Here is a 14550-nt window from a genome sequence, read left to right as displayed (position 1 = left end):
TTTGGCTCAAAAGCCTTATTCCGCTGCCGGGCGGGATTTGTAAAGCGCGGTTTACAGACCCGTTCCTTTCAACACGTCCACCAGCTGTTTTGTGATTGCGGTGATGCGGTTGCGATCTTCTATCTTTTGCCCGTTAAGATCGGTGACATAAAAAGTATCAACCACCTTCTCACCAAAAGTGGTGATATGGGCCGAGGCAATATCAAGCGACAGGTCAGACAATGCGCCGGTTATTTCCGCCAAAAGGCCGGGGCGATCCAGCCCCTTCACCTCGATCACCGAAAAACGGTGGGAGAGCGTATTGCGCAATTCAGCGCGAGGCGTGATGTGAAACGCCCTGGCCTGACGTTTGGCCTTGCTGCGCCTGGCAATGACTTCAGGTAACCGGTTGCGCCCCGACAGCGCATCCTCAATCAGCTTGCTGATGCGCTGCGTGCGCCGGTATTCGTCCTCCTCAAGCTCAAATTCGCGGCTGATCAGGATGGTATCAAGGGCGCGCCCGTCAGCGGAGGTGAAAATCTGCGCATCGACAATATTTGCTCCCGCCGCCGCACAGGCCCCTGCCACCAGCGACAACAGCCGCGGCTGGTCTGGCGCTAAAACAGTCAATTCAGTTACCGCTTCAAATTCATGAATGCGCGCCATGGTGCCGAGCTTGTGACCGCCAGCATCGGTTTTTCGCACAAAATCTGCATGGCGCAACTGGTCCGCCAGATCGACGGTCAACAGATAATTGGCATGGTGAAGGTTCACATAGGCAAGCCGCTCTGCCTCGGGCCAGTCAAACAGTCTGGCAAGCAGGTTTTCTTGAGCTTCCTGCAGGCGCTGCGAGCGCGGCAGTTCAGAAAAACCACCCGTCAGCAGCAATTCAGTCTCATAATAAAGGGTGCGCAGCAATTGCCCCTTCCAGCCATTCCAGACACCAGGGCCAACACCACGAATATCGCAGACGGTGAGGACCAGCAGCAATTTCAACCGTTCCACCGACTGCACCGCGGCGGCAAAATCCTCGATTGTCTTGCGATCGTTAAGATCACGGGTTTGCGCCGTCATCGACATCAGAAGATGATTATGGATCAGCCAGGCAACGATTTCCGTATCAGCGCCAGACAGGCCCAGTTGCGGGCAGATGCGCCGGGCAATCTTTGCGCCGGCAATGGAATGATCTTCGGGGCGGCCCTTGGCGATGTCATGCAACAGCACGGCGACATAAAGCGCATTGCGGCTTTTTTTCAGACCCGGCATCAACGAATGCGACAAAGGATGCGCTTTTTGTCCGGCCCCGCTTTCAATTTCCGCCAACACCCCGATACAGCGGATCAGATGCTCGTCCACCGTATAATGATGATACATGTTGAACTGCATCATGGCGACGATCTTGCCGAAATCCGGGATCAGCCGGCCCAGCAAGCCTGCTTCATTCATGCGCCTGAGATTCAATTCAGCACAGCGGCTGGAGGTCAGAATATCAAGAAACAGCCGGTTGACTTCCGGATTGCGTCGCAAGCTCTTGTCAACCAGCGACAATGAGCGCGTCACCAGTTTCAGCGCATTGGGATGAAACTCCAGTCCATGCTGATCCCCATACCAGAACAGGCGCAGAAGATTGACCGGATCACGCTCAAAAACCTTCTGGTCAATAACGTTAAGGCGATGATTATCGATGATGAAATCACCCGTTCCAGCCAGCCTGCGGCGGCCGGGAGACGGGCTGGCGGGGCGTCGTGCGCCCGGTCTTGTGCGAACCTGTTTTGCCTGTTCTTCTTCCAGCCCCGCACAAAAAATGCGGGTCAGATCACCGACATCCTTGGCGATGAGGAAATAATGCTTCATGAAGCGTTCCACCGCCGACAGGCCGGGATGGCGCAGATAGCCCAGACGCTTTGCGATATCGGGCTGAATATCAAAATGCAGCCGTTCTTGCGCCTTGCCGGTCAGAAAATGCATATGACAGCGCACCGCCCATAAAAAATCTTCCGATTTTAAGAACAGCCTGTATTCGCCTTGCGTGAACACACCCTTGCCGACCAGTTCAGCGCCACTGCGCACGCGGTAAAAATATTTGCCGATCCAGAACAGCGTGTGCAGATCGCGCAAGCCCCCCTTGCCATCCTTGACATCAGGTTCAACCAGATAGCGGCTTTCCCCGACCCGGGCGTGACGCAGATCGCGCTCGGCAAGCTTGGCCTGGGCAAATTCAGCCCCGGTATCGGCCATGATCTCGCGGTCAAAACGCTGCGCCATATCAAGATTAAGCGCCTTATCACCACATAGAAAGCGACTTTCCAGAAGGCTCGTGCGGATGGTCATGTCGGTTACGGCCAGGCGAATACACTCGTCGATATTGCGGGTGGCGTGACCGACTTTCAGCCCCATATCCCACAGCATATAAAGCATATATTCAACGACCTGCTCACTCCACGGGGTGCGCTTGTATGGCAGCAGAAACAACAGGTCGATGTCGGAGCCGGGCGCCAGCGTATCACGGCCATAGCCACCAACTGCGATCACCGCGATACGCTCTGCGGTCGAGGGATTGTCGGCGGGATAAACATGCGTTGCCGCAAACCCGTAAAGCGCGCGCACAATCTCATCCATGACATGTGACAGACGCCGGGCGCAGGCCCTGCCGCCGCCATCCTGACGCAGCATATCTTCGGCAATGCGCAGGCCCGCCTTGCGCTGCTGCTTTAAAAGGGCAAGTGCTGCGTTGCGAGCGTCCAAAGAGGCAGGCCTATGCTTGTCAGCAAGCGTGGATAATTCATCGCGCAAGGTTGCGCTATTGATGAGTTCATTCAGCCTGAGTGCGACCTTGGCCATGCATGCTGCCTGCCTGAATTAAAAAGCAAACTTATAGCCGGTTTTGCACTGCAACAATATGGTTTCAGTTCTGCGCTGTATCTGGCGGCGGGGCAGGGCGCACCTGCGGGGCCGCTTCCAGAACCAGCGGATCAAAACCGGCATGGCCTGCCTCGATCATTGCAAAAAACTGGCGGCGCATGCGCGGCTCCCAGAATTTGTTGATATGGTCGGCCACCCCGGCAACGCCTTCATCATGCGGCTTGGAGCGGAAGAAGGTGGCAATCTGGTTGACCTGGTAAACGAGCTTGTCAGGCGACATGTCTGGCACCTCCGGTTGTAACACGATCAGGATGGGTGAAAATATCAAATTCAGTGTTGCGCACCAGCGCCACCAGCGTCATGCCCGCTTCTTGTGCGGTGCGGATGGCCAAAGCCGTGGGTGCGGAAACAGCAATGATGAAGGCAGCACCAATGGCAGCGGTTTTTTGCACCATCTCAACCGAAACGCGCGAGGTGACGACCACCGCCCCGGTGGGGCCCTTCACACAAGATTGCGCCAATACACCAGCCAGCTTGTCCAGCGCATTATGACGGCCAACATCCTCACGGGCAGCAATGATGCCCTGCTCTGGCGTGTAAAATCCGGCGGCATGAACCGCACCGGTTTGCCGGTGCAGGAGTTGAAGCTTGGCAAGAAGCTGCACGGAACGGGTAATATCATCAGGCGTCAGAACCAGTTTTGAGGCGCTGACATCATCAACGGAGCGCATGGCCTCATCAATGGATTCAATGCCGCACAGACCGCAGCCAACCGGCCCGGCCAGCCTGCGGCGGCGCGCCTCAAAACGGGTATTGGCGCCATCATGAAGGCGGATTTGTATATCGATGCCTTCACCCAGATGCTGTACCGTAATCGACTCGATCTCGGCGGATGAGGCAACAATGCCCTCGGTGAGGGAAAAGCCCAGCGCAAAATCTTCAAAATCGGCAGGCGAGGCCATCATCACCGCATGTGTGGTGCCGCCATAGGAAAGCGCAATCGGCGTTTCTTCCGGCACCATGCGGTCAGCGACAGAAATGCCTGTCGCCCGATAGGTGACCCGCGACGTCGCCGTGACTGCGGGGCGTTGTTTGCCTTCGCCATCACGGTAATCAACGGGTGAAGATGCGTTACCAGACTGGGCCATGACATCCCATCATAGCATCCAAAGCCACGCCCTGCACATTTACTCAGCCGCAACAGAAGCAATACGCCTGCTGCGCTGTGCCTGCTCCTGATATTCGACCTGCCAGTCGCTCGGGCCATTGGAAGGCGCAATCTGCACGGCAGTGACCTTGTATTCAGGGCAATTGGTGGCCCAGTCCGAATAATCGGTGGTGACCACATTGGCCTGCGTCAACGGATGGTGGAAGGTGGTGTAAACCACACCCGGCGATACGCGGTCGGTAATCTTTGCCCGCAATGTCGTCTCACCGGCACGGCTTGCAATGCGCACCCAGTCACCATCACGAACACCACGCTGTTCAGCATCATGGGGATGGATTTCCAGCACATCCTGATCATGCCAGGCCACATTGCCAGTGCGCCGTGTCTGCGCACCAACATTATATTGCGACAGAATGCGCCCTGTGGTCAGCAGCAGCGGGAAGCGCGGGCCGGTTTTTTCATCGGTCGCCACATATTCGGTTCGGATGAAGCGACCCTTGCCACGCACAAACTGGTCAATATGCATGACCGGCGTGCCTTGCGGAGCCGCGTCGTTACAGGGCCACTGCACCGAGCCCATTTCATCAATCAGATCGAAAGAAACATTGGCAAATGTCGGTGTGGTTGCCGCAATTTCATCCATGATCTGCGACGGGTGAGTGTAGTTCCAGTCAAGACCAAGCGCCCGGGCCAGTTCCTGGGTCGCTTCCCAGTCGGCATAGCGCGCCTTTGGCTCCATCAGCTTGCGCACCCGGTTGATGCGCCGTTCGGCATTGGTGAAGGTGCCGTCTTTTTCCATGAAAGTGGAACCGGGCAGGAAAATATGGGCATAATTGGCTGTCTCGTTGAGAAACAGGTCATGCACGACCACACATTCCATGGCGGCAAGACCAGCCGCAACATGGTGGGTGTCAGGGTCCGACTGGAGAATGTCCTCGCCCTGGACGTAAAGACCCTTGAAAGTGCCATCGACGGCAGCATCCAGCATATTGGGAATGCGCAGGCCCGGCTCTTCGTCCAGCTTCACGCCCCATAATTCTTCAAAAATGGCGCGGGTGGCATCTCCGGAAATATGGCGATAGCCCGGCAATTCATGCGGGAAGGAGCCCATATCGCAAGAACCCTGCACATTGTTTTGCCCGCGCAGCGGATTTACCCCAACACCGGGGCGGCCGATATTGCCGGTGACCATGGCCAGATTGGCAATGCCCATGACAGCCGTTGACCCCTGACTGTGCTCGGTCACGCCAAGGCCGTAATAGATCGCGCTGTTGCCGCCAGTAGCGTAAAGGCGGGCAGCCCCGCGAATGCCTTCTGCCGGTACGCCAATATAGTCGGCCACCGCCTCAGGGCTGTGGGCCTCGTCGGAAACAAATTCAGCCCAGTCCTGAAAAGCGTCCCATTCACAGCGTTCACGCACGAATTTCTCATTGACCAGCCCTTCGGTGACAATGACATGGGCAAGTGCGGTCAGCATGGCGACGTTGGTGCCGGGCCGGAGCGGCAGGTGATAATCGGCTTTTACATGCGGGCTTTTGACCAGATCAATGCGGCGTGGATCGATGACGATCAGCCGTGCGCCTTCACGGATGCGCTGCTTCATGCGCGAGCCGAACACGGGATGGGCGTCAGTCGGATTGGCGCCCATGACAAGGATGACATCGGTTTCCTCGATGGAATCGAAATTCTGTGTGCCTGCCGAGGTGCCATAGGCCTGGCCAAGCCCATAGCCGGTCGGCGAATGGCAGACACGCGCACAGGTATCGACATTGTTATTGCCAAAACCCTGCCGCACCAGTTTCTGAACGAGATAGGTTTCCTCATTGGTGCAGCGCGAAGAGGTGATGCCGCCAACAGAGCTGCGCCCATATTTTTCCTGAATGCGGCGAAACTCGCTGGCCGTGTGGGCCAGTGCTTCTTCCCATGTCACCTCGCGCCACGGATCGCTGACGCGCTCACGGATCATCGGATTGAGAATGCGGTCCTTGTGTGTGGCATAACCATAGGCAAAGCGACCCTTGACGCAGCTATGGCCATGATTGGCGTCGCCTGCCTTGTAGGGCATCATGCGCACCACCTGATCCCCCTTCATCTCGGCCTTGAAGGAGCAGCCAACACCGCAATAGGCGCAGGTCGTGACGATTGAGCGTTCGGGCATGCCGTGTTCCAGCACCGTCTTTTCACGCAAGGCATCGGTCGGGCAGGCCTGCACACAGGCGCCGCATGACACGCATTCCGATTCAAGGAAGCTTTCATTCATGCTGGCCACGATGCGCGATTCAAAGCCCCTGCCCTCAACGGCCAGCGCAAAGGTGCCCTGCACATCCTCGCAGGCGCGCACACAACGTGAGCATACGATACATTGTGAAGGGTCATAGGTGAAATAGGGGTTGGAATCGTCACGGACCAGATAGTCGATATTGAGCGAGCCATTGCCCGGCGCAACATGGTTGCGACCTTCAAGCCCGTAGCGGTTTTCCTGCAAACCCACTTGGGCCGCCACCTTGTCAAACTCGGCCTGACCCGTGCCGCGCACCTCGTCCCAGCCGCTTGGATGATCGGAAACATAAAGCTCCATCACCCCTTTGCGCAGCGTATCAAGCCGCTCGGTGCGGGTGTGGACGACCATGCCCTCGCCAACCGGCGTGGTGCAGGAGGCAGGCGTGCCATTGCGGCCCTCGATCTCCACCAGACAGACACGGCAGGAGCCGAATGAATCCAGCATGTCGGTGGCGCATAATTTTGGAATTTCAATACCGGCTTCCATCGAAGCACGCATGATCGAAGTGCCTTCCGGCACACTGACCGGCTTGCCATCGACAATCAGCGTAACCTGCTTTTCAGCCTTTGATTCCGGCGTGCCGTAGTCGATTTCGTGAATCAGACCCATGGCTCAACCTCCCAAACCGTCAAACATGCGCTCAAAAATGGCGCGCTCATCAAAACGAATATACATTTATTCCGCCGCTTCCCGCATTGGTGCGGGCCTGAAATCTTCGGGGAAATGAGTCAGCGCGCTCATCACCGGATAGGGGGTAAAGCCACCCAGCGCACACAGCGAACCAAACTTCATCGTCTGGCAAAGATCGGTCACCAGATCAATTTGCGCCTCCGGTGCATCGCCAGCAATCAGCCTGTCAAGAACCTCGACACCGCGGGTGGAGCCGACACGGCAGGGCGTGCACTTGCCACAGCTTTCAATGGCGCAGAACTCCATGGCAAAGCGCGCCTGTTTCAGCATGTCGGCGCTGTCATCGAAAACAACAATCCCGGCATGGCCAATCAGCCCGTCCTTGGCCGCAAAGGCCTCATAATCAAAGGGCGTATCAAACAGGGCGCGCGGGAAATAGGCGCCCAGCGGGCCGCCGACCTGCACAGCCTTGACCGGGCGACCGGTTAATGTACCGCCGCCAATCTCATCAACAATTTCACCCAGCGTCAGGCCAAAGCCTGCCTCAAACAGGCCGCCATAGCGGATATTTCCGGCAATCTGGATGGGAATGGTGCCACGTGAGCGGCCCATGCCGAAATCCTTGTAATAGGCGGCGCCCTTGTCAAGAATAACCGGCACCGAGGCCAGGCTGATAACATTGTTGATCACGGTGGGCTTGCCAAACAGGCCCTTATGGGCAGGCAATGGCGGCTTGGCGCGAACCTGGCCACGCTTGCCTTCCAGACTGTCGAGCAAGGCGGTTTCCTCACCGCAGACATAGGCACCCGCACCCTCACGCACCTCCATGTCGAAGGCACGGCCGGAGCCAAGCACATCCGCCCCCAATATCCCGGCCTTGCGCGCAATTTCCAGCGCCCGGCGCATGATGGCAATCGCATGTGGATATTCCGAGCGGGTGTAGATGTAGCCCTTGGTGGCCCCGGTCGCCAGACCGGCGATTATCATGCCCTCAACCAGCACGAAGGGGTCGCCTTCCATGATCATGCGGTCGGCAAATGTGCCTGAATCGCCCTCATCGGCATTGCAGACAATATATTTTTGCGCATCATTTGTGTCGAGAACGGTCTTCCATTTGATGCCGGTGGGAAAACCTGCCCCGCCGCGCCCACGCAAGCCCGATTCAGTTACCTGCGCCACTACTTCGTCCGGTGTCAGGCCAATGGCCTTGCGCAAACCGGCAAGCCCGCCATGGCGCTCATAATCTTTCAGCGAAAGCGGGTCGATAATGCCGCAACGGGCAAAGGTCAGGCGGGTCTGACGGGCCAAAAAAGGAATTTTTTCCGGATCACCCAGCGCCAGTTCATGCGCGCCACCGGAAAGGAAATCGGCCTCAAACAGGCTTTTGACCTGCGACGCCTTTACCGGGCCATAGGCCAGGCGGCCTGTTTTACTTTCAACCTCAACCATTGGTTCAAGGAAATAGGCGCCGCGCGAACCGTTGCGCACGATTTTTGCGTCCACGCCGCGTGCCGCCAATTCGCCAGCCATCGCCAGCGCCACCTTGTCAGCGCCCAGCGCCAGCGCGCCTGAATCGCCGGGGATATAGATGATGGTGGTCATGCCCGCACCTCTGCAACGATTTCTGCAATGGCCTCGGCATCGACACGGCCAATGACCTCGCCGTCAAGCATGGCGGCAGGCGAACAGGCGCACATGCCAAGGCAATAGACCGGCTCCAATGTCACACGTCCGTCTGGCGTTGTCTGGTGAAAATCAATGCCCAGCGCCTGCTTTAATCCGGCAGCAACGGCATCAGAACCCATGGACTGGCACGATTCCGCCAGACAGACCTTCAAGACATGCCTGCCCGCCGGTTCCTTGCGAAAATCATGATAGAAGGAAACAACGCCATACACTTCAGCGCGCGACAGGTTGAGGGCATTGGCAATAATGGGCAGCACGTCCTGCGGCACATGGCCAAACTCTCGCTGCACCGCATGCAAAATAGGCAGCAGCGGACCTTCCATGCCCTTCATGTCATCAATAATCGAGACGATATGCGCCTCGGTTTCTGTATTTGCGCCCTGCACAGCCATGCAGCGCCCTCCTCAAACAAACGCGATCTCTCGCTAAAACGCTATGCAACCAGAGAATAACGCTTTGATCAATAAAGCACTTCCGTGAAACGATAGAATATTTCTATCAAGCCAGTTGCAGCTTTAATATTATCATCCCGATCAGGCGCCAAAATCTCTTGCCAGCGTCATTGCCTCGTCCAGTAGCGCCGAAACCAGCGGCGTGTGCGGCATATGCGGTCCGGCTACAAGACCGACCGCATGGCTGGCATCCGGCTCGATGATCGGAACGGCGCGGATCGGCTCGGCAAAACCAAAAGCCTCGATAAGCGTAACCGGCATGATTGATGACCATTTTCCGGTGCGGATATGCGAAAACAGCACAATCATGGAATTGCTTTCCAGCGTCGGGCGCAATTGGACACCGGCCTGCGCCAGATGCTGATCGATGATGCGCCGGTTTTGCATGTCAGGGGTCAGCAGGCACAAGGGTTGACGGCTGACATCTTCCCAGGTCACCGTGTCACGACCAGCCAGTTCATTATCGCTGGAGGTGATCAGTTGATAGCGTTCCTGATAAAGCGGCACGCTGGTCACGCGCCCCAACGGCTCATTGTCGAGATAGGTAATGCCCGCATCAATTTCAAAATTGCCGAGCAATGACAGAATCTCGATTGAAGTGCGCGACAGGATCGAGAAGGTGACGCCGGGGTGTTTTTGGCGAAACGGCGTGGTCAGACGCGGCATCATGGCCAGCGCTGTGGGGATGGCGGCAATGCGGATGCGGCCCGACAGGCCATGACGGGCAGCGCGCATTTCTTCACGCATGGCGTGAGCGTCGCCCACAATACGCCGCGCCCAGCCTAAAACCTGCTCACCTTCCAGGGTCAACCCCTGAAAGCGCGAGCCGCGCTTGACCAGCATCACGCCAAGCTGATCCTCAAGCTGCTTGATTGCTGCCGAAAGCGTGGGCTGGGTAACACCGCACACTTCGGCAGCGCGACCAAAATGCTCTTCGCGGGCAAGGGCAATGAAGAATTCCAGCTTGTCGATCATGTGATCCGGGTCTGTGCAGCTAATCTGACTTTATCTTATCTCAAAATCTTGTCCCAAAAGCCTGTCATTTTTCAGGGTTATGGCCCAAATTCGGAAATTTTATTTGACCATGCAAGTCATGGCTCTGGCTCTACATTTCAACCGGTAACAGGCTTGAACAAGACACCACCGGCATGATGACGCAGGCACGGGCGCTTGGAGCAAAGCAATTTTTGCAGTATTCCAGACAGGCTACCGGTAGCAGGCCCAGGCATGAGGTATGATCTATGTCCGTCACCAAGGAAGTTGTCACCGAGCAATTAAAAAGCATCAGCGGGCCGGATTTTTCCGGCAATATTGTCGATCTAGGCATGGTCTCCGAAATTTTCATCGCCAATGACAAGGTGTTTTTTTCGATCACCGTTCCGGCCGAACGCGCCGACCATATGGAGCCGATGCGGGCGGCAGCCGAACGGGTGGTCAAGGCCATTCCCGGCGTGACCGGGGCCGTGGTTTCGCTCACCGCTGAAAAGAAGGGCGGCGGCATGGAAACGGCGGCTCCGCCGCGCCCCGCCCCGCCCCGCTCCACAACTGTCCACTCCGCAGCACCGCAACCGGCGCGCCATTCCCCTCCGCCCCGTCGCCAGCCTGCGCCAGCCTCGCAAAGCTCAGGCAAGCGCGGCGTTCCCGGCATCGACGCCATTATTGCAGTTGCCTCCGGCAAGGGTGGCGTTGGCAAATCAACCACCTCGGTCAATCTGGCGCTCGGCCTTGCCGCCAACGGGCTGAAAGTCGGCATTCTGGATGCCGATATATATGGCCCTTCCATGCCAAGGCTGCTCGGCCTGAAAGCCCGACCGGAAACCACTGACGGCAAGACGCTGCGCCCCTTGCAAAGCTATGGTCTCAAAGTCATGTCGATGGGGTTTCTGGTCGATGAGGAAACACCGATGATCTGGCGCGGCCCCATGGTGGTCTCGGCACTGACCCAGATGCTGCGCGAAGTCGACTGGGGCCATCTTGATGTGCTGGTGGTGGACATGCCGCCCGGCACTGGTGATGCCCAGTTGACCATGGCCCAGCAAGTGCCGCTGGCAGGTGCGGTCATCGTCTCCACGCCGCAGGACCTTGCCCTGATCGACGCCCGCAAGGGCCTTAACATGTTCAAGAAGGTCGATGTGCCGCTTCTTGGTATTATTGAAAATATGAGCTATTTCATCGCCCCGGATACGGGCAACCGCTACGATATTTTTGGTCATGGCGGTGCAAAGCGTGAAGCTGAACGGCTTGGCGTTCCCTTCCTTGGCGAAGTGCCGCTGGAAATGGGTATTCGCGAAAGCTCCGATGGCGGGCAGCCGGTCACGGTCAGCCACCCGGAGGGACAGGAAGCGCGCATCTATCGCGATATTGCTGCAAAAGTCTGGACACGCCTTCAGGAAGAAAAAAGCGGCAGCGGGCCATCAATCGTGTTTGAATAATTTTTTCAAATCCCGGTTCCAGAGCACTTTGTGCGTGCAGGCGGGACCATCTGTACTCACAAAAGGATCCAGAGCCGGAACCTGCTGATTTGCTGCTTTTATGCAACGCCGGCAGCCTTGTGTGCTCATACGGCCCACAGGGCCTCGACTTAGGGTCAGGACCTGTTAATTTGATCAGAATGGCGCTTGAAACGGCAAGAAAATGCAAGGAGAAGTCCAATGGTCGATATGTTTTTATCGACCGAGGGCTTCGACGTGGCAGTTTGAAGCCGTTTCAGCGTCCTTTGGATGTGGTTCATTTGGTCGGCAACAGCGTCGAAAAGCCTTGAAAATGTTCACATTTCCTGCGCCTTTTCTTCTTGTATCCAACCAAATAACCTCACACCATTCTAAACAAATTAGCAGGTCCTGACCCTAACAGTCCATTTTTATAATTTGGACCGCATCTGTTTACTGGCGGCACTTATGAAAAAGCTTATTCTTCTTGCAATCGCCCTGCTGGCGGCCGCCACTGCCTTGCCGGTGCGGGCTGCAACTCTGGTGCCACCGGGCAATCGTTCCATTGAACAACCGCCGGTTCCGGGCGCCTCTGCCCGGCGCACTCAGGCCATGAACACCACATATCAGGCCAAATATCGTAAAATCTACGCCTTGCTGAAAAATGACGCCGCCTTGCGCAGCAAAATCCAGCAGGTGTCTGCAACCTATGGCATTGACCCGATCCATATGGTTGGCGCCATTGTTGGTGAGCATACCTATAATGTCGATGCCTATGACCGGCTGCAGACCTATTATGTCAAAGCCGTTTCCTATCTCTCCAGCCGCCTCACCTTTTCCTATCAGGGCGAAAATGTTTCCGACTTTGTCGAGCGCCCGGAATTTTCATCCTGTAAAGAAAAAACCAGCAGCTATGAGTTGTGGCAATGCCGCGAACAGGTCTGGAATCGCTCCTTTCGTGGCAAGACGGTAGGCACAACCCGCTTTCCCGATGATCGTTTCGGCGCAACCTTCTTCCAGCCGCTCTATGCCGGTCAGACCTTTGGCCTTGGTCAGTTAAACCCGCTGACTGCCCTGCAAATGAGCGACATGGTCAACAAGATTTCCAACCTGCCCAAACTTGATGCGCGCAATCCCAATCAGGTTTACAAAACCATCATGGATCCTGACCTGACCCTTCCTTATGTGGCCGCAACACTGCGCAATTCGATTGCCGCCTATAAGAAAATTGCAGATTTTGATATTTCCGGCAATCCGGGCATTACCGCCACTCTTTACAATGTCGGAAACCCGGAAGCGCGGGCACAGGTGTTGAAGGCCGAAAATGCGAAGCGTGCGGCGACCCGGACACCGCTGCTGTTGCCGCAGGAAAATTATTATGGCTGGCTGGTCAATGACAAGCTGGATGAATTGAAGGCTTTGTTTTAAGCATTTTACAGCCAGATAGTCTTATCTGGCGTCGCATAAATGCGGCAATAACAAGAGTAAATATTTTTCAGCCAGACAGTTTTATCTGGTGTCGTACAAATGCAGCAATAACAAGAGTAAATATTTTTCAGCCTGGCTCATAATCTTGCACGGGTGCTGCGAGGGGTTGCCAGCAACAGGCTGGTTTCGCTGCCGGTAATACCCGGAATCAATCGGATACGGCGTAAAACCTCATCAAAACTGGTGAGTGTGCTGGTGGCAAGCTCAACCACCAGATCCCAGCGGCCATTGGTGGTATGAATGGCTGAAACCTCAGAAAATCCGCCAAGGGCGCGCACCACCTTGTCTGCGGCCTGACCTTCGACATCAATCATCATGATGCCACGCACCGATTGATCAAAAGCATCCGCCCGCAAAATGACGGTATAGCCGATGATTTCATCCTGTTGTTCCAGCCGCAGGATGCGGGTGCGAATTGTTGCCCGTGACACCCCCAAATCCATTGCAAGATCAGAAATTGAACGCCGGGCGTCATGGCGCAGAAGTGTGACCAGGCTTTTGTCGAGATCATCCATTTTATCATTTCGTCAGATTGGCATATCAGATTGGCAAGTAATATCATTTAATTTGCCAATTTAAAGCATTCACATCGCCACCGCCTGGCACTTCAATGGGCTTATGGGTTTGATCTGGAGGAAGGCATTGCGCTGCAAAATTGTAGGGGTTCCGGTACAGGATGGCGCCGGGCGCATGGGATGCGATATGGGGCCAAGTGCGCTGCGCGCTGCCGGTCTTGTTGCCACGCTTGAAGCGCTGGGTCACACCGTTGAAGATTGTGGTCAGGTACAGCGCGGTATTGTGCAGCCACAATCCCATAGCAATACGGCTTTGAAAGCCCTGCCCGAAATCAGTGCCTGGATCGCAGCAATCGCCAGCAAAGCCTATGAGGCCAGCCATGAGGCCATGCCGATTTTTCTCGGTGGGGATCATTCGATTTCGGCTGGCACATTATCGGGCGTTGCGCGGCGGGCTGCCGAAATGGCGCGCCCGCTCTTTGTGCTGTGGCTGGATGCGCACCCTGATTTCCACACGCTGGAGACAACAGCCAGCGGCAATCTGCATGGCGTTCCGCTGGCCTATGCCTGCGGATTGCCGGGCTTTTCCGGCTGTTTTCCTGATCTTCCAGTTGCTATTGATCCCTTGCATGTCTGCACTTTAGGCTTACGCAGCATTGATCCGGCCGAGCGGCGTGCTTTAAACGAAACCGGCGTTACCATTCATGACATGCGCGCCATTGATGAATATGGCATCGCCCCTTTGCTGCGTGGCTTCATTGAGCGTGTCGCCAATGCCAATGGCATGCTGCATGTCAGCCTTGATGTCGATTTTCTTGAACCATCCATTGCACCGGGTGTCGGCACCACAGTGCCCGGCGGCGCTACATTTCGCGAAGCCCATTTGGCCATGGAAATGCTGTGTGACAGCGGACTGGTGACAAGCCTTGATCTGGTTGAATTAAACCCGTTTCTGGATGAACGCGGCCGGACCGCGAGTTTGATGGTGGATCTGACAGCCAGCCTGATGGGACGCCGCATCATGGATCGTCCAACCCACAGCTATTCCGGGAGCCATTGA

General features: G+C 56.3%; 11 protein-coding genes. 3 read left to right on the top strand and 8 right to left on the bottom strand.

Annotation, left to right across the window (positions count from 1 at the left end; genetic code table 11):
- Positions 1-51: 51 nt before the first annotated feature.
- From ACFPLB_RS02340 to ACFPLB_RS02310, 7 genes are all read right to left on the bottom strand, one after another.
- Positions 52-2820, bottom strand: coding sequence for a [protein-PII] uridylyltransferase (locus tag ACFPLB_RS02340; RefSeq protein ID WP_378227649.1), 2769 nt, complete (start codon positions 2818-2820; stop codon positions 52-54).
- Positions 2821-2884: 64 nt separating this feature from the next.
- Positions 2885-3121 (bottom strand): formate dehydrogenase subunit delta, encoded by a 237-nt coding sequence (locus ACFPLB_RS02335; protein ID WP_378227648.1) that lies wholly within the window; start codon positions 3119-3121, stop codon positions 2885-2887.
- Complete coding sequence (gene fdhD / locus ACFPLB_RS02330; RefSeq protein WP_378227647.1) at positions 3111-3989, bottom strand: formate dehydrogenase accessory sulfurtransferase FdhD; 879 nt, start codon at positions 3987-3989, stop codon at positions 3111-3113. The genes ACFPLB_RS02335 and fdhD overlap by 11 nt, the downstream gene beginning before the upstream one ends.
- A gap of 39 nt (positions 3990-4028) precedes the next feature.
- Complete coding sequence (gene fdhF, locus ACFPLB_RS02325; protein ID WP_378227646.1) at positions 4029-6899, bottom strand: formate dehydrogenase subunit alpha; 2871 nt, start codon at positions 6897-6899, stop codon at positions 4029-4031.
- Positions 6900-6965: 66 nt separating this feature from the next.
- Complete coding sequence (locus ACFPLB_RS02320) at positions 6966-8522, bottom strand: formate dehydrogenase beta subunit (RefSeq protein WP_378227645.1); 1557 nt, start codon at positions 8520-8522, stop codon at positions 6966-6968.
- Positions 8519-8998, bottom strand: coding sequence for a formate dehydrogenase subunit gamma (locus ACFPLB_RS02315; RefSeq protein ID WP_378227644.1), 480 nt, complete (start codon positions 8996-8998; stop codon positions 8519-8521). Before ACFPLB_RS02315 ends, ACFPLB_RS02320 begins: the two co-directional genes overlap by 4 nt.
- A 141-nt stretch (positions 8999-9139) precedes the next feature.
- Entirely contained in the window at positions 9140-10033 is an 894-nt protein-coding gene (locus ACFPLB_RS02310; RefSeq protein WP_378227643.1) for a LysR family transcriptional regulator, read from the bottom strand.
- 266 nt (positions 10034-10299) lie between these two features.
- Between ACFPLB_RS02310 and ACFPLB_RS02305 the strand changes: the two genes are divergently transcribed.
- Together ACFPLB_RS02305 and ACFPLB_RS02300 are read left to right on the top strand one after the other, a co-directional pair.
- Entirely contained in the window at positions 10300-11490 is a 1191-nt protein-coding gene (locus tag ACFPLB_RS02305; protein ID WP_378227642.1) for an Mrp/NBP35 family ATP-binding protein, read from the top strand.
- Positions 11491-11955: 465 nt separating this feature from the next.
- Complete coding sequence (locus tag ACFPLB_RS02300) at positions 11956-12915, top strand: DUF1402 family protein (RefSeq protein WP_378227641.1); 960 nt, start codon at positions 11956-11958, stop codon at positions 12913-12915.
- Between the two features lie 137 nt (positions 12916-13052).
- Here the strand turns inward: ACFPLB_RS02300 and ACFPLB_RS02295 are convergent, their stop codons facing one another.
- Entirely contained in the window at positions 13053-13490 is a 438-nt protein-coding gene (locus ACFPLB_RS02295; protein ID WP_378227640.1) for an Lrp/AsnC family transcriptional regulator, read from the bottom strand.
- A gap of 127 nt (positions 13491-13617) precedes the next feature.
- On the opposite strand from ACFPLB_RS02295, the gene rocF reads away from it, so the two are divergent.
- Positions 13618-14550, top strand: a complete 933-nt coding sequence (gene rocF, locus ACFPLB_RS02290) for an arginase (protein WP_378227639.1) — start codon at positions 13618-13620, stop codon at positions 14548-14550.

Origin of the sequence: Aquamicrobium segne (genome assembly GCF_042656785.1) — a bacterium.
Taxonomy (GTDB): domain Bacteria; phylum Pseudomonadota; class Alphaproteobacteria; order Rhizobiales; family Rhizobiaceae; genus Mesorhizobium; species Mesorhizobium segne.
The sequence above is the reverse complement of the archived record's forward strand: the minus strand, read 5'-3'. Positions and strand labels throughout refer to the sequence as shown.